Origin of the sequence: Paraburkholderia tropica, assembly GCF_900109265.1 — a bacterium.
Lineage (GTDB): Bacteria > Pseudomonadota > Gammaproteobacteria > Burkholderiales > Burkholderiaceae > Paraburkholderia > Paraburkholderia tropica.
In genome coordinates, this window is sequence record NZ_FNZM01000006.1 from 320,325 (window position 1) to 334,466 (window position 14,142).

General features: G+C 66.5%; 15 protein-coding genes. 6 read left to right on the forward strand and 9 right to left on the reverse strand.

Annotated features, from left to right (window positions below):
- Window positions 1-88: 88 nt before the first annotated feature.
- The 3 genes from BMY06_RS12105 to BMY06_RS12115 are packed head-to-tail and all read right to left on the reverse strand — an operon-like array spanning window position 89 to window position 1,472.
- A complete protein-coding gene (locus tag BMY06_RS12105) occupies window positions 89-418 on the reverse strand; it encodes a hypothetical protein (RefSeq protein WP_065064782.1) in 330 nt (109 codons plus the stop codon).
- A gap of 1 nt (window position 419) precedes the next feature.
- Window positions 420-983 (reverse strand): isochorismatase family protein, encoded by a 564-nt coding sequence (locus tag BMY06_RS12110; RefSeq protein ID WP_074983309.1) that lies wholly within the window; start codon window positions 981-983, stop codon window positions 420-422.
- A 27-nt stretch (window positions 984-1,010) separates the two neighbouring features.
- The gene (locus tag BMY06_RS12115; RefSeq protein ID WP_074983310.1) at window positions 1,011-1,472 is read right to left on the reverse strand and encodes a MarR family winged helix-turn-helix transcriptional regulator; all 462 of its coding nucleotides are present in this window, start codon (window positions 1,470-1,472) and stop codon (window positions 1,011-1,013) included.
- A 170-nt stretch (window positions 1,473-1,642) separates the two neighbouring features.
- On the opposite strand from BMY06_RS12115, the gene BMY06_RS12120 reads away from it, so the two are divergent.
- From BMY06_RS12120 to infA, 3 genes are all read left to right on the forward strand, one after another.
- Window positions 1,643-3,226, forward strand: a complete 1,584-nt coding sequence (locus tag BMY06_RS12120; RefSeq protein ID WP_065064789.1) for a methyl-accepting chemotaxis protein — start codon at window positions 1,643-1,645, stop codon at window positions 3,224-3,226.
- Between the two features lie 255 nt (window positions 3,227-3,481).
- On the forward strand, window positions 3,482-3,685 hold the full coding sequence (locus BMY06_RS12125; protein ID WP_065064791.1) for a cold-shock protein: 204 nt from the start codon (window positions 3,482-3,484) through the stop codon (window positions 3,683-3,685).
- 447 nt (window positions 3,686-4,132) lie between these two features.
- A complete protein-coding gene (infA, locus tag BMY06_RS12130) occupies window positions 4,133-4,396 on the forward strand; it encodes a translation initiation factor IF-1 (RefSeq protein WP_065064888.1) in 264 nt (87 codons plus the stop codon).
- 157 nt (window positions 4,397-4,553) lie between these two features.
- Here infA and BMY06_RS12135 read toward each other — a convergent pair whose 3' ends face one another.
- On the reverse strand, window positions 4,554-5,021 hold the full coding sequence (locus BMY06_RS12135; RefSeq protein WP_074983312.1) for a YaiI/YqxD family protein: 468 nt from the start codon (window positions 5,019-5,021) through the stop codon (window positions 4,554-4,556).
- Between the two features lie 378 nt (window positions 5,022-5,399).
- Window positions 5,400-6,488, reverse strand: a complete 1,089-nt coding sequence (gene ptrR, locus BMY06_RS12140; protein WP_074983313.1) for a putrescine utilization regulator PtrR — start codon at window positions 6,486-6,488, stop codon at window positions 5,400-5,402.
- Between the two features lie 100 nt (window positions 6,489-6,588).
- On the opposite strand from ptrR, the gene BMY06_RS12145 reads away from it, so the two are divergent.
- A complete protein-coding gene (locus BMY06_RS12145; protein ID WP_074983315.1) occupies window positions 6,589-7,980 on the forward strand; it encodes an aldehyde dehydrogenase family protein in 1,392 nt (463 codons plus the stop codon).
- Window positions 7,981-8,341: 361 nt separating this feature from the next.
- Here the strand turns inward: BMY06_RS12145 and BMY06_RS12150 are convergent, their stop codons facing one another.
- From BMY06_RS12150 to BMY06_RS38605, 4 genes are all read right to left on the reverse strand, one after another.
- Window positions 8,342-8,584 carry a hypothetical protein gene (locus BMY06_RS12150; protein WP_074983317.1) on the reverse strand — a complete coding sequence of 81 codons (243 nt, stop codon included), beginning with the start codon at window positions 8,582-8,584 and terminating at the stop codon, window positions 8,342-8,344.
- Between the two features lie 187 nt (window positions 8,585-8,771).
- The gene (locus BMY06_RS12155) at window positions 8,772-10,685 is read right to left on the reverse strand and encodes an AI-2E family transporter (RefSeq protein WP_074983394.1); all 1,914 of its coding nucleotides are present in this window, start codon (window positions 10,683-10,685) and stop codon (window positions 8,772-8,774) included.
- 359 nt (window positions 10,686-11,044) lie between these two features.
- The gene (locus BMY06_RS12160; protein ID WP_065064803.1) at window positions 11,045-11,680 is read right to left on the reverse strand and encodes an MlaC/ttg2D family ABC transporter substrate-binding protein; all 636 of its coding nucleotides are present in this window, start codon (window positions 11,678-11,680) and stop codon (window positions 11,045-11,047) included.
- Window positions 11,681-12,164: 484 nt separating this feature from the next.
- Window positions 12,165-12,443, reverse strand: a complete 279-nt coding sequence (locus BMY06_RS38605; RefSeq protein ID WP_124263152.1) for a hypothetical protein — start codon at window positions 12,441-12,443, stop codon at window positions 12,165-12,167.
- Between the two features lie 389 nt (window positions 12,444-12,832).
- Between BMY06_RS38605 and BMY06_RS12165 the strand changes: the two genes are divergently transcribed.
- Together BMY06_RS12165 and BMY06_RS12170 are read left to right on the forward strand one after the other, a co-directional pair.
- Window positions 12,833-13,699 (forward strand): STAS domain-containing protein, encoded by an 867-nt coding sequence (locus BMY06_RS12165; RefSeq protein ID WP_074983318.1) that lies wholly within the window; start codon window positions 12,833-12,835, stop codon window positions 13,697-13,699.
- 77 nt (window positions 13,700-13,776) lie between these two features.
- Window positions 13,777-14,133: an STAS domain-containing protein gene (locus BMY06_RS12170; RefSeq protein ID WP_065064807.1), complete on the forward strand. Its 357-nt coding sequence runs from the start codon at window positions 13,777-13,779 to the stop codon at window positions 14,131-14,133.
- Window positions 14,134-14,142 lie beyond the last annotated feature (9 nt).

The following is a 14,142-nucleotide window of genomic DNA, read 5'->3' on the forward strand; positions in this document are numbered from 1 at the left end:
TTCGACGTTTCGTCGACAATAAAAAACGCGCCTCGTCAGTGACGAGGCGCGTTTTTTTATTTGCTTCGAACGCTTCGAACGCTTCGAATCAAGGGTTTTCCGGCGTATTGCCACCATGCAGCGCGCCGAAGTGACGCGCGCCGAACAACCCCATCGCCAGCACGCCGAGGCCGAACGGCACGACATCGGCGTTCGCCTTGATCGCGAAATCGCCCACGTGGCACAGCAGCAAATAGCCCGCGACGAGATTCAGAAAACCCCACAGCACATTCACCGTCGACGACGACAAGCCCTTGCCCGGCGGATTCGCGAACGGCGTCTGAAACGGTTCGCCCATCACGCCGCCCACGAAGTGCGGCACGGCGTTCGACAGCAAGGCGCCACCAAAAAAGTACGCAACAACATGTGACCACACCATTTCAGATGCTCCTCGCGGCGAGTAAATCGATGATGTCCTGCGCAACGCCGGTTTCGCCCAGGCGCGGAAAGACGTGCGCGATGCTGTACGCGTGCGCTTCGGCGCGCGCATCGGTCATGGCGTCGATCGCGAGACTCACGTTGAAGCCCAGTTCGTACGCCTGACGCGCGGTCGATTCGACGCCCGTGCCCGTCGCGACGCCCGTGATCACCACCTGCGTGACGCCCAGCGCCTTCAGGCGCGCGTCGAGCGCGGTGTGGGCGAACGCGCCCCACGTGCGTTTCGTCACGACGATATCGCCGGGCTGCCGGTCGAGTTCGTCGATGAAATCGGTCCAGCCTTCGGGCAGCACGTCGTGACGGCGCGGCCGCTCCGTGCGTCCGGGCGCAACGCCCGCCACGTTGACCAGCACGACGGGCAGACCGCGTGCGCGAAATGCGCGCAGCAACGCGCCGGTCCGCTCGATCACGGGTTCGATGGGATGCACGAAGGGCGCGCCCACGATGCCCTTCTGCAAGTCGACGACGATGAGCGCCGTGTTGGGGTCGAGCGCGGTGTAAGGCATGGCTTTCCGTGGCGTGAGGAAGAACGTTTAGAAGTCGGCGAGACGCTGGAGCAGCTTCACGGCGTCGGCGAGCGCCGCCTGCTCTTTCACCGAGAGCTGCGCCTGCAGCGCCTGCACGAGCCAGTCCTCCTTCGCCGCGCGGCTCGCGTGCAGCTTGCGCCGGAACGTGGATGTCAGACCGATGAGCGTTTTGCGGCCGTCGTCGGGATCGGGCTTGCCTTCGACCACGCCCAGCGCCTCCAGACCGGCCACCGTGATCCGCATCGACTGCGGCTTGACGGCGTCGGCGCGCGCCAGCCCGGAAACCGTCGCCGGACCGCTGCGGTCCAGATGCACGATCACCGACTTCTGCGACGACGTGAAATCGCCGGCCTGCGCCTGACCGCGCACGCGCCGGACCAGTTTGCCGACCGCCACGCGCAGTTCGCCCGCCAGCGCAGGCAGATCGGTCGCGCTATCCGCGGAGGTCGAAAGGGATCGGGTAGTCATGGGCGAAGCCTAGCATATGCACAGTTAAACTGTACATATAAACTGCATAAATTGTCGGCGGCGTCCGGTACATGCCAAGGGTAAACACCCACCGGAGCCGATTAATTTCCGGCGCGAACGTGCCGTTATACTTTCCATACACGGCATGATGTTTCGTATATGGAACAATAATGAGAAGCCTGACTATCAATTTGCGACTCGCGCTGACGGTCGTCACACTCGGGGCACTGGTGGTGGCGATGGGCGTTGTCAGCCTGATCGGCATGGATCTGACCAATCGCGCGCAGCACGATGCGTACGCGGTGCATTTCGCGTCGGCGGTAGCGCTCGGCAAGTCGGGCACGGCCATGTCGCGCGCGCGCTTCGGTCTCGACTGGGCGGTGGCGAATCCGCATTCGCCGCAACTCGGTCCGCAGCTCGACCGCGCGCAAATGCTGCTCGCCGAATCGGACCGCTGGTGGCAGCAATTCCGCGCGCTGCCCAAGACCGCCGAACTCCAGGCGCTCACCGACGACCTCGACGCCAAACGCAGCGCCGTGCGGCGCGACGCGATCGACCGCCTGATCACGGCCATCCGCAGCGGCGACACGAGCTGGATGGACGAGCACCGCGCCGCCGAACTGATCGGCCTCTACACGGCGATGAACACCAGCCAGGGCGCGCTCGAAAACTATCTCGACGAAGCCGCGCGCCGCGCCGACGCGCAATCGAGCGCGCGCTTCCACACGCTCGGCGTGGTGTGCGGCGCGAGCATCGTGCTGGCGCTGCTGATCGCGTTTCTGAGCTGGCGCGGTCTGCGTCGCGCGGTGATGGACCCGCTGCGCGCGGCGATGGCGCATTTCGAGGCGATCGCGGCCGGCGACCTGACGACCCGCGTCACCGCGCATCGCGCCGACGAAATGGGCCTGCTGCTCGACAGCCTCGCCGCCATGCAGACGCGCCTGCGCTCGACGATGGAGCAGGTGCGAAGCGGTGCGAACGCGATGGCGACCGCCACGCAGCAGATCGCCACCGGCAATCTCGATCTTTCGCAGCGCACCGAGGAGCAGGCGTCGTCGCTGGCGCAGACGGCGTCGGCGATGCAGGAGCTGATCGGCACGGTCGAGGCCAACGCGGTCCACGCGCAGCAGGCGCGCGAACTCGCGCTCGGCGCCTCCGACGTGGCCGTGCGCGGGCGCGACGCGGTCACGCGCATGGAGCAGACCATGCACGAGATCCATGCCAGTTCGTCGAAGATGACCGACATCATCGGCACGATCGAGAGCATCGCGTTCCAAACCAATATCCTCGCGCTTAACGCGGCGGTCGAAGCGGCGCGCGCGGGCGAGGAAGGACGCGGCTTCGCGGTGGTCGCGGGCGAGGTGCGCAATCTCGCGCAGCGCGCGTCGGCGGCGGCGCGCGAGATCGGCACGCTGATCGCCGGGTCGACGGGGCGCGTGGCGAGCGGCGCGGAACTCGTCACCGAGGCGAGCGGCGCGATGGCCGAAATCCAGACGTCGACGACGCGCGTCGCCACGTTGATCCACGAAATCGCCGCCGCCTCGCGCGAACAGAGCGACGGCATCGGGCAGGTCGGCCTCGCCGTCACGCAGATGGACGAAGTCACGCAGCAGAACGCGGCGCTGGTCGAGGAAAGCGCGGCGGCGGCTTCGTCGCTCGCCGAGCATGCGAATTCGCTCAATACGCTGATCGCCGGGTTCAAGGTCGAGAGCGGCGTTCTGCCGCACGACGCCCGGATCGCCCGCCCCGCCTGATTCTTCGCCTGATCGATGCCGTTGCTTCCGGCCCTCCACGACACTGCACGAATACGAGATACTTGACCGGACGATCGGATTCGTGTAATGTCGGAAGGTAAATTTTCAGCTGTGTCTGCTCATCTTTTGCCGCTGCCAATCGCTTGTATCAGTGAGAGGTCAAACAGCGGCTCTCGTTGACCTCTCCTGCTTGATACTTTATTCGCCCTTTCCCGGGGCGCATGTGTGTTTATTTGTTTATTCAAGGATTTTCTAGTGGAAACCGGTACCGTCAAGTGGTTTAACGACAGCAAGGGCTTTGGCTTCATCACCCCGGACAAGGGCGGCGACGACCTGTTCGCTCACTTCTCGGAAGTGCGTGGCACGGGCTTCAAGACCCTGGCTGAAGGCCAGAAGGTCAGCTACGAAACCAAGCGTGGTCCGAAGGGCCTCCAGGCTTCGAACATCACGCCGCTGTAAGGTGTTAGCATCGCGTCCGGCCCTGGCTGGACGCGATTGCCCTGTCTCAGACCGTGGCAGTCACATGCCACGCGTATCTTGTGCGTGTTCCCGCGTTTGTGTTCACTGCGCCCGCAGCCCGGACACCTGGTGTGCACACGCGCCCGATGGTCGTACCGGCGGATGAATCTGGCTTCTGGCCAACTCTTCCGCGTTCCCGGTTGGCTCATCACGAGCACTAGTTGCCCACGCATTGGCGGACGCGAGTCGCGGTGCGGGATCGCCTGACTTTTGGCGGCCGTGAGCCTCGCCGTTGCCGGTTTCCGAGCGCTTCTGTACAGTTCGTCCGCGAGCATCGCGGGCGCAGGGCAGCCGGGCCAAGAACCGCAGCGAGCCGACGGCGTTCGCACAGGGCATCTCAGCGCGCTCCGCTCGAGCGCGGCATTGTGTATTTCAGGAGGAATGGATTTGGCGAAGGAAGAACTGCTTGAACTCGACGGCGTCGTCGACGAAGTGCTGCCGGACAGCAAGTATCGCGTCACGCTGGAAAACGGCGTGGTCGTGAACGCTTACGCGTCGGGCCGCATGCGCAAGAACCACATTCGCATCATCGCGGGCGACCGCGTCACGCTCGAATTGTCGGTCTACGACCTGACGAAGGGCCGCATCAACTTCCGCCACAAGGACGCATCGGGCGGTGGCCCGCGTCCGGCGCAAGCTCGCCGCCGCTAAGCAGTTAGCCAGCAGTAGCACACGGCCCTGCCCGGCGCGATTGCCCGGGCGAGGTCGTCGTCAGCGTGTGCCCGCTCACCCGCATACCTTCTGGTATCGCGCGGCGCGGGCACGTTGCGTTTGTGCCGTCAGTATCGGCGGCATTCTTCAGATCGATTCATGACGTCCCGCGCTTCGGCGTGGCGACCGTCGCGAGAAATCGATCCAGCTGGCCCGCAAAGGTCCGGCTGTCACGCAGCGCATACGGCGCCGGACCACCGGTGTCGATCCCGGCGCTGCGCAACTGCTCCATCGCGTCGCGCACCGTCAGCCGCTCGCGAATATTCTCAGCCGTGAACCAGCTACCGCGCGGATCGAGCGCGCGTGCGCCCTTGTCCAGCACCGCCGCCGCGAGCGGAATGTCCGCCGTGATCACCAGATCGCCCGGTTCGGCCATCTCGACGATGCGCTGGTCGGCCACGTCGAAACCGGCAGGCACCTGAATCGAGCGGATAAACGGCGACGGCGGCGTGCGCAGATACTGATTCGCGACCAGCGTCACGTTCATTTCGACACGGCGCGCCGCACGAAACAGGATGTCCTTCACGACGGCGGGACAGGCGTCGGCATCGACGAGAATTTGCATGGGGATTCGATTTCGGGAAGGCAGGCGCTACGGCCAGGAACACGGCGCGGGAACACCACGCGCCGACACTATATCGGATCGGAGCAAGCCGGACCCAGATCGCCCTGCGCGCGCAGATTTTTCAAGCGGGCGCGCAGCGCTTACCGTTTTCGAGCGCGCCGCAGCGTTTGCAATCCGCCGATCCGCCCGGCTGGCCGAAGGTGGCACGTTCTCTGCGGATTCTCGGGGACGATCACCCGCTTCGGGGAGACAGACAATGAGCACGCAAGACTACGAGCACGCCGACGCGCCCCCCACCGATCTGCCCAAACCCATCGGCGACGCCATACCCGCGCCCACCGAGCCGGGTCTCGATCAGCCGCTGCCGCCGAAAGGCGATCAGCCCGCACCCGGCGACACGCCGGACCCAACGCCCGAACCCGCCCCCGCGCAAGACGCGCCGCCCGCCGAGCTGCCGAGGCCGTTCGGCGACGCCGTTCCCGCGCCCACCGAACCGGGGCTTGACCAGCCTTTGCCGCCCAAGCACGGCTGACGTTGACGCCACGCGGCGCATCCGCCCGAGCTTGAAGCCAGCGCGCGTTCCGCCTCCTCGGGCTGCGTGCCCGCCTTGCGCTGCGCCTCCAGCATCTCGATGAGCCGCTGCACGGCCGGCGAGCGCAAATCGCGCCGCCAGACCAGATAGATCTTCACCTTGCGATACGCCGCCGGCAGGCGGTGCGCCTTCACGGCGCTGCGATTCGGCAGGCTCTCCAGCAAGCTCGCGGGCATGAGCGCGAGCCCCGCGCCCGCCGACACGCACGCGAGCATGCCGTGATACGACTCCAATTCGAAGATGCGCCCCGGCGCCGCGCCGTCTTCCTCGAACCAGCGCTCGAAAGTGCGCCGGTACGAGCAGTTCGAGCGGAACGCATAGAGATTCGCGCCGTTCACATCGCGCGCACGTTTGATCGGCGCGCGGTTCGCGGCTGAAATCAGGATCAGTTCGTCGTCGAAAACGGGCACGCCCGTGAGCGCGGGATGCGCGACCGGCCCGTCCACGAACGTCGCCGCCAGTTCGCCCTCAATCACGCGATCGATCAGTTCGCCCGACGGGCCCGTCGAAAGATCGAGCGTCACGTCGGCATAACGGCGGTGAAACGCCGCCAGCACCGGCGGAATATGCACGGCCGCCGTGCTCTCCAGCGAGCCCAGCGGCAACGCCCCGCGCGGCTCGTCGCCGGCCACGGAGAGCTTCGCCTCGTCGACGAGATCGAGAATGCGGCGCGCGTACTCGAGAAACGCCGCGCCCGTCGCGGAGAGCCGCAGCCGCATCTTCTCGCGGATAAACAGTTCGGCGCCCAGTTCCTCTTCGAGCTGGCGCAGCCGCGTGGTGAGGTTCGACGGCACGCGATGCAGGCGCTGCGCGGCGGCCTGCACGCTGCCCGCGTCGGCGATTTCCCTGAAAATCTGCAATTGAGCCAGTTCCATGCATTCGCTCCGAGAGAACAATTTGTTCAATATTATTCACTTTCGCTGAGCATTACCAGCCCGTATCCTTGCAGGCAATCACCCCCTCAAGGAGCCCACCATGACCGCAGCAACCCGCACGGAACACGCCGTCTCGCTCAACCCCGCGACCGGCGAAGTCATCGCCCGCCACGCGTTCGACAACCGCGAGGCCGTCGAGGCGGCGCTCGCGCGCACCGCCGCCGCCGCGCGCGTCTGGCGCGACACGCCCGTGGCACAGCGCGCGAACGTGCTCGTGCAACTCGCCCGCGTGCTGCGCGAGCGCAAGACCGAATTCGCACTGATGATGGCCGACGAAATGGGCAAGCCCGTCGCCCAGGCGCGCGGCGAAGTCGAGAAGTGCGCGGCGCTCTGCGAGTGGTACGCGGAAAACGGCCCGGCCATGCTCGCGCCGACTTCCGTGCCGGTGCTGCAAGGCACGGCGCGTCAGGAATTCCGTCCGCTCGGCCCGATTCTCGCGGTGATGCCGTGGAATTTCCCGATCTGGCAAGTGCTGCGCGGCGCGGTGAGCATGCTGCTCGCGGGCAACACCTACGTCCTCAAGCACGCGCCCAACGTGATGGGCAGCGCCTATTTGCTGCGCGACGCGCTCGCCGCCACCGACCTGCCCGCCGGCGCGTTCGAAGTGCTGAACCTGCCGCCCGAAGACGTCGCGCCCGTGATCGCCGACACGCGCATCGCCGCCGTGGCCGTAACCGGCAGCGTGCGCGCGGGCGCGGCCATCGCCCAGCTCGCGGGCGCGGCGCTCAAGAAGTGCGTGCTGGAACTGGGCGGCTCGGACGCCTTCATCGTGCTCGCCGACGCCGATCTCGACGATGCCGTGCGCTCCGCCGTGCTGGGCCGCTTCGGCAACACGGGGCAGGTCTGCCTCGCGGCCAAGCGTCTGATCGTCGAAGCGCCGGTGGCCGCCGAATTCGAGGCGCGTTTCGTCGCCGCCGTGAAGGCGCTGCGCATGGGTTCGCCGCGCGACGAGGCGAATTTCATCGGTCCGATGGCGCGCTACGATCTGCGCGACGAACTGCACGGCCAGGTCGAGCGCACGCTCGCCGAAGGCGCGCGTCTCGTGCTGGGCGGCCACAAGGTCGAAGGCCCGGGCAACTACTACGAGCCGACGGTGATCGCCGACGTGCAGCCGGGCATGACGTCGTTCCGCGAGGAGCTGTTCGGGCCGGTCGCCTCGATCATCGTCGCGCGCGATGCGCAGCACGCCGTCGAGATGGCGAACGACAGCGAGTTCGGTCTGGGCGGCACGATCTGGACCCGCGATCTCGAGCGCGCGGACGCGATGGCCGCACAGATCGAAACCGGCGCGGTGTTCATCAACGGCGACGTGGCGACGGACCCGCGCGTGACGGTCGGCGGCGTGAAGAAGAGCGGTTTCGGACGCGAGCTGTCGAGCTTCGGCATGCACGAGTTCTGCAATGTGCAGACGGTCTGGACCGACCGCCGCTAAGCGGGAAACGTTCAGCGTTGCAGAATAAATACGGCGCGCCGCGATTCCCTGCACAAGGACGGGTTTGTCCTGATGCACCGAATCGCGGGCTCATCCGTTAATCCGTTCATGGAGCGCGGCGGCGGCTCGACCGACTTGCCGGTCCGGCGCCGCGTGCCATACCCTGTCCCCGTTCATTCAGGGACCATGCAGAGTCGAAGTATTCAGCGCCGCGGGAAATCCGTCGGCGCTTTTTTTTGCGTGCCCGGGTGGTGGCTGCGGGAAGAATCGAGCGCTAACTGAAGCGAAGCAAACCGCAGGGACATTTCGAACGACGAACGAAGTTCGCCGCGTGCTCAATGCATCGATCCGGACATGCGCATCAATGCGCGTCGTAGCTGCCGGACTCTTCGTACGGCGCGAAGCGCGGTTCGGCGCGGCCGAGTGCTTCGAGCAGCGAGCGGCCGGCGGACGTGAGCGACAGACGGCGCATGCCTTCGGCGCGCTGTTCGAGCGCGACGAGCTGACGCTCGAACAGAATATCGAGTTCGTGGCGGTTCATATCGATCTGCTCCGGCGCGTGGCGGATCAGCATCAACGTGGCAAACTCGTGGGGGCTTAGCACTTCTCCTCTCCTTGATCGGCACCGCTGGAATGCAACCAGGGGCGCAGGGCCGCTTATGATCGGGGGAATGTGTGACGCGCGCGTGACTGTCACAATCTTTGTCACAGTCATCGCAACGTTCGCGCCACATTCGTCGCCGCCGTCGATCAGGCCGTCGAGTTCGCCGCCGCGTCGATCCGTGCGCCGCTCAGCCTTGCCGCTGGGCGAGCGCCACGCCGCACGCATCCACCAGATCGCGCAGCGTCGGTGCGAGTTGCGTGCGGGCGTCATCGGCAATGCTCATGCCTTCGTCCCTGCGCACGGCGCGCACACCGACGACGATGGACGCATCGGGCGCACGCTCGCGCAGCCGCCGCACCAGGTTGCGAAGGTACGGCGGCGACTCCGCGGCATCGAGCGACACCACGCAGATCGCTGCCGTCTGCGCATCCACCATGCCCGCGCGCGTGGCGCGCACTTCCTCGTAAGTGGTCGCCGTGCTGGGAATCTTCGCGCGCCCGAGCAACTGGCAGACGACCGCCACCGCGACGTCGTCGAATGCGCCGCGCCCCGGCACGCAGAGCAGCGCGCGGCCGTCGTCGGGAATCTCTGCGCGCAGCTCCGGCGTCAGCTCGGTTGCGTCCTGTTTGCGCCCGCCGTTGCTTCCATGTCCGTTGCCGTTGCCATTGCGCGTATGGCGCGAATCGTCGACGGATTCGAGGTCCTCGACGATATCGAGCAGCGCCTGATTGATGCGCGCGATCTGCTCGGCGGGGAGCACGCCGCGCAGCACGTCGTTGCGCGCAAAGCGCAAGCCCTCGAACACGACCTGCTCGTAATAGTCGATCAGCGGCATCTCGTTGAGCAGCCGGTCGGCCTGCAGCAGCGCTTCGTGCGGATCGTCGGCGAGCAGACGTTGATAGCAGGTCTGCGCGGGCGTCAGCGCGGGCTGATCGCCGAGCAGGATGGTCAAAAAGTTCAAACGATCCACGTAACGGCCGAGCGTGACGATGCACAGCGTCAGCGGCGTCGAGAGCACGAGCCCGATCGGCCCCCACAGCCAGCTCCAGAAAATCGCCGCCACCACCACCGCGAGCGGCGAGAGTCCCGAGCGGCGGCCGTAGAGCATCGGCTCGGCGAACTGGCCCGCCACGACATCGACGACGATGAAGAAAATCAGCGTCCACACCGCCATCGTCCATTGCGGCTGGATGGCGGCCGCGAGCAGCGTGGCGAGCACGGCGGCGATCCAGATGCCGATGTACGGCACGAAACGCAGCAGCGCCGCGAGCGCGCCGAACAGCAGCGCACCCGGCACGCCGATGCCCGCCAGCCCGATCGCCAGCACCGCGCCCACCGAAACGTTCACGCCCAGTTGCGCGACGAAGTAGCGTGACAGGCGCTCGGAGGCGTCGTTGATGGCGGTGGTCGTGCGGTGCAGGTCGTCGGAACCGAACACGCTGATCAGGCGGTCGCGCAGATCCTCGCGCTGCAGCAGGATGAAGATCGTCACCACGAGCACGATGAAGCCGGTCTCCAGCGGCGCGATCACCGGCGAGAACGCGCGCTGCGCGAGTTGCAGCGGCGTCGGCGCGGGCGTGTGCACTTCCACCGGCATCGGCTGCTGCGGCTGGTTGCGCGCGGCGCGCCCGCGCGGCTGCGGCGGCGCGGGCGGCGGCGTGGGCGTCACGCGTTGCAGCGCGACGGCGGCGCGCGTCATCAGCGAATCGGCGCGGCCGACGGTTTTTTCCTGCACCGTCTGCACTTTCTGCTCGATCTCTTCCTGATACTGCGGCAGGTCGGCGGCAAGCTGCACGATCTGCGCGCCGATCAGCGCGCTCACGCCCGCCAGCGCGAGCACCGTGGCGAGCACGGCGATCAGGATCGAGAGGAATTCGGGCAGACGCACGCGCCGCAGCGTGTTGACGAGCGGCGCGAGCAGAAAGCTCAGCAGCACCGAGAGCGTGATCGGAATCAGCACCGCGCGGCCGAAGTACAGTGCGCAGACTACCGCCACGCCGGTAATGACCGAGGCGAGCGTGTGGATGGTGGGCGTGCTCGGCGGGAACACGCGGTTGCGGCGGCCCGCGGCGGAACCGGGATGCGGCACCTGCCAGGGCATGACATACGGACGGCCGGACCCGTCGTCGGACAGGCGCTCGGAGGCGCCGTCGGAACCGGCATGCGGACCGTCGGAAGCGGAATCGGACGGTCGGCGAGACGACGCGTCGGGCGGCTGCGGATAATTCATGGCGATGCGGTCAGCGTTGCGGTAAGGGATCGGGCGGCAGCAGCGCCCGTCTGGTTTTCATCGTAGCCGCGCGGGCTTGGGCGGGTTGGCGCGGGTTGGCGCGGGTTGGCAAATACTTCGCGGTCATCGGGCGCATCCGGGCAGAACGTGCGCCGGGACGTGAGCGTAACGCATGCCGACGACGGCGCGCAGTTCGACACGGCCGCGGCGCGCAAACGCGGTACGCAACATCAGGGCTTGCCCGCCTGCAGTTCCTGATTGCGCGAGCTGAGGAACTGGATCAGCCCGTCCACGCCGCCCTGCTGGATCTTCTCGTTGAACTGCGCGCGATAGGTCTGGATCAGCCACGCGCCCAGCACATTCAGATCGTAGAGCCGCCAGCCCTGCGGCGTCTTGTAGAGCCGGTAATCGATCTCGACGGGCTTGCCGCTCGTCTGCGCGAGCGTGCGCACGACCACGTCGGTGTCGCCGGGCGCATTGCGCATCGGCTGATACTCGATCTGCTGGTCGGGCTTGAGCTGCGCGAGCGCGCCCGCGTACAGGTGAATCAGCAGGAGCTGGAACTGGTCCATCACCTGTTGCTGCTGCGCGGGCGTGGCGGTGCGCCAGTGCGGCCCCATCGCGAGCCGCGTGGTGCGGCGGAAATCGACGTACGGCAGGATGTCGCGATCGACGATGTCGCGAATGCGCGCGATATCGCCCGGAGCGATCGACTGCGAGCGGACTTCGTCGAGCACCTGCTGGGTCGCCGTCTTGATGAGCGCCTGCGGGTCCGACTGGTCGACGCCCTGCGCGGCGCGCGCGGCCGTGGCGAAGCCGCCGAACCCGCAGGCAAACAGCGTGACAAGCAAAAGGAGCTTCTTCATTCGATATCTCGTCCGTCTCGATCGTGGGAAGCGGGCCGGTGCGCGACGCTGCCCGGGGGCGCGCGGCGACCAAACCGCGCGTTGGCGACACGTTGGCGGCGCGTGGGCCGCTGGCGTCCAGTCTAAAGCGTCGCCGCCGGAGCGGCCGCGACGCGGGCAGCGAGCGGGCGCGCGACGGCAGGCAAGCGGGATGAAATCCGCGGTCGACGCGGCGGTGACGAAATCGGCTCAACGCGAACCGGAGCAGCGCGTTGCAGAGCGGAAGTGCGCAAGCGTAACGCAACGCCGCGCGTGATCCGGGGCGCGCTGTTACGTTACGTTACATATGAAGAAAACTTGTTACAGATGTTTCCCCGTGGTGGAAAGCATCTGTCGGCATCTGTCCGGCGTGACCAGAGTCGATAAAAACTGATCGATCGTGGCCGCATGTGACGACCGGCGCGACTGACGCCGCGCCGGCCCTGTTTGCGCGCTTATCGACAACTCAATCGCGCTTCCTCCCCTCACTACCCTGCTCCCGGCCGCCCGGCCAGCCTTGCGCCGTGGGCTCGGCGAAAAACGCCTCGAGCCCGAACAGCCAGGCGACACACCATGACAGGCGTGACAGCACACGTGACAGCACGCCGCCCGAAACACTGTCTTCTCCCTGAACTTCCCCGGATTGCGCGTCCGGCAGTCCCGATGCGGAAAACACGGCCCCTGCCGTTCCGCTCGCAAGACTCCCCGGCGTCGATTCCTGTCGTGAAACGGGATCGATCTTCATGTTGCACCCCTCTCCTCGTTTTTGTGTGTGGCGGGCTATAAGGAGCAATGTCCGTACCAGCCCGAATCGGGTCGCGCGCGAGCCGCCGCGAAGCGCTGAAAAGCGGCTTCGTCCGCCCTGTGTGCGGCACCGCACGGAAGCCGCGCGCCCGCTTCCTCGTCGCCGTTACACCCCGACACTGTAAAAACTACAAGCATGGCGTGAAAAAGCGAAAAACCCCGTGATTACAGCACGCCCGGCGTGTCGCGAAGGTGCGCTGCGGCACGTATCGAGGCGCTTGCGATCGCGAACCTTTTTCCGGATGCGTAATAGCTTCAATCTCGTGGATGGTGTAAGGTGCAGCGGTTCGTCTCGAAAATGAGACCGCCGAAAACGAGAGGAGAGATCGTATGACCACGCCCGATCGGAGCCGCCTCGCGGACGTCCTGAATCAGCATCGCGACGCCCTGCTGGCCGACTGGATCCGCCTGCATCTGCCGATCGCCCTGCGCCGCGGTCTGGCGATGGAAGCCGAAATCCGCGAGCAGTTCTCCGCCTTCCTCAACGTTTTTCTCGACACGCTCTCGCGCGCCGACACGCTCGACGCCTCGCGTCCCGAATGGGAGCCGGTGCGCGCCTTTCTCGCCGACATGTCCGCGCACCGCGCGCGCCAGGGCTACACGCCGGTCGAGACCGCGACCTTCGTGTTCTCGCTCAAGCAACCGGTCTACGCCAGGCTGCGCGAGGCGTTCGCGGGCGAGCCCGCCGAACTCGCCGATCTGAGCTGGTCGGTCAATCTGCTGCTCGACGGCCTCGGCCTCTACACCACCGAAGCCTTCCAGAAGAGCCGCGAGGCGATCATCGCGCGCCAGCAGGAAGAACTGCTCGAACTCTCCACGCCCGTCGTGCAGCTGTGGGAAGGCATTCTCGCGTTGCCGCTGATCGGCACGCTCGATTCGGCGCGCACCCAGGTGGTGATGGAGAGCCTGTTGCAGAAGATCGTCGATACCGGTGCGAGTCTCGCGATCATCGACATCACCGGCGTGCCGACCGTCGACACGCTGGTCGCCCAGCATCTGCTCAAGACCGTCGCCGCCGCGCGCCTGATGGGCGCGGACTGCATCATCAGCGGCATCCGTCCGCAGATTGCGCAGACCATCGTGCATCTGGGCGTCGATCTGAGCAACGTCACCACCAAATCCACGCTCGCCGACGCCTTCACGGTCGCGCTGCAACGCACCGGCTCGACCATCGTCACGCCGAAGGCCGCCGTTTGAATCACGCGAACCGCGTGGGCGCCACGACCGCCGCGAGCGCACGGGCGCGCGCGCACTGATAGATACGAGGACGCGCGATGGACCGCATTCCGATTCTGCGCATGGGCGACTGTCTGATCGTCACGATCCAGGTGGACATGCACGACCGTCTCGCGATGGCGCTGCAGGACGACCTCACGGCGCGCATCGTCAAGGACTCGGCCAAGGGCGTGCTGATCGATATCTCCACGCTCGACGTGGTCGATTCCTTCATCGGCCGCATGATCAGCAACACCGCCGCGATGGCGATGGTGCTCGACGCGCAGACCGTGGTGGTCGGCATGCAGCCGTCGGTGGCGATCACGCTGGTCGAACTGGGGCTCACGCTCGACGGCGTGCGCACCGCCCTGAACGTGGAAAAGGGCATGGCGCTGCTCAAGCAGCGTCGCGTCTAGCATGGCGTT

Bases quoted from the DNA above. Each gene is read 5' to 3' on its own strand.
- BMY06_RS12105 (WP_065064782.1), bottom strand. From the start codon at position 418: ATGGTGTGGTCACATGTTGTTGCGTACTTTTTTGGTGGCGCCTTGCTG.
- BMY06_RS12110 (WP_074983309.1), bottom strand. From the start codon at position 983: ATGCCTTACACCGCGCTCGACCCCAACACGGCGCTCATCGTCGTCGAC.
- BMY06_RS12115 (WP_074983310.1), bottom strand. From the start codon at position 1,472: ATGACTACCCGATCCCTTTCGACCTCCGCGGATAGCGCGACCGATCTG.
- BMY06_RS12120 (WP_065064789.1), top strand. From the start codon at position 1,643: ATGAGAAGCCTGACTATCAATTTGCGACTCGCGCTGACGGTCGTCACA.
- BMY06_RS12135 (WP_074983312.1), bottom strand. From the start codon at position 5,021: ATGCAAATTCTCGTCGATGCCGACGCCTGTCCCGCCGTCGTGAAGGAC.
- ptrR (WP_074983313.1), bottom strand. From the start codon at position 6,488: ATGGAACTGGCTCAATTGCAGATTTTCAGGGAAATCGCCGACGCGGGC.
- BMY06_RS12145 (WP_074983315.1), top strand. From the start codon at position 6,589: ATGACCGCAGCAACCCGCACGGAACACGCCGTCTCGCTCAACCCCGCG.
- BMY06_RS12155 (WP_074983394.1), bottom strand. From the start codon at position 10,685: ATGCCCTGGCAGGTGCCGCATCCCGGTTCCGCCGCGGGCCGCCGCAAC.
- BMY06_RS12160 (WP_065064803.1), bottom strand. From the start codon at position 11,680: ATGAAGAAGCTCCTTTTGCTTGTCACGCTGTTTGCCTGCGGGTTCGGC.
- BMY06_RS38605 (WP_124263152.1), bottom strand. From the start codon at position 12,443: ATGAAGATCGATCCCGTTTCACGACAGGAATCGACGCCGGGGAGTCTT.
- BMY06_RS12165 (WP_074983318.1), top strand. From the start codon at position 12,833: ATGACCACGCCCGATCGGAGCCGCCTCGCGGACGTCCTGAATCAGCAT.
- BMY06_RS12170 (WP_065064807.1), top strand. From the start codon at position 13,777: ATGGACCGCATTCCGATTCTGCGCATGGGCGACTGTCTGATCGTCACG.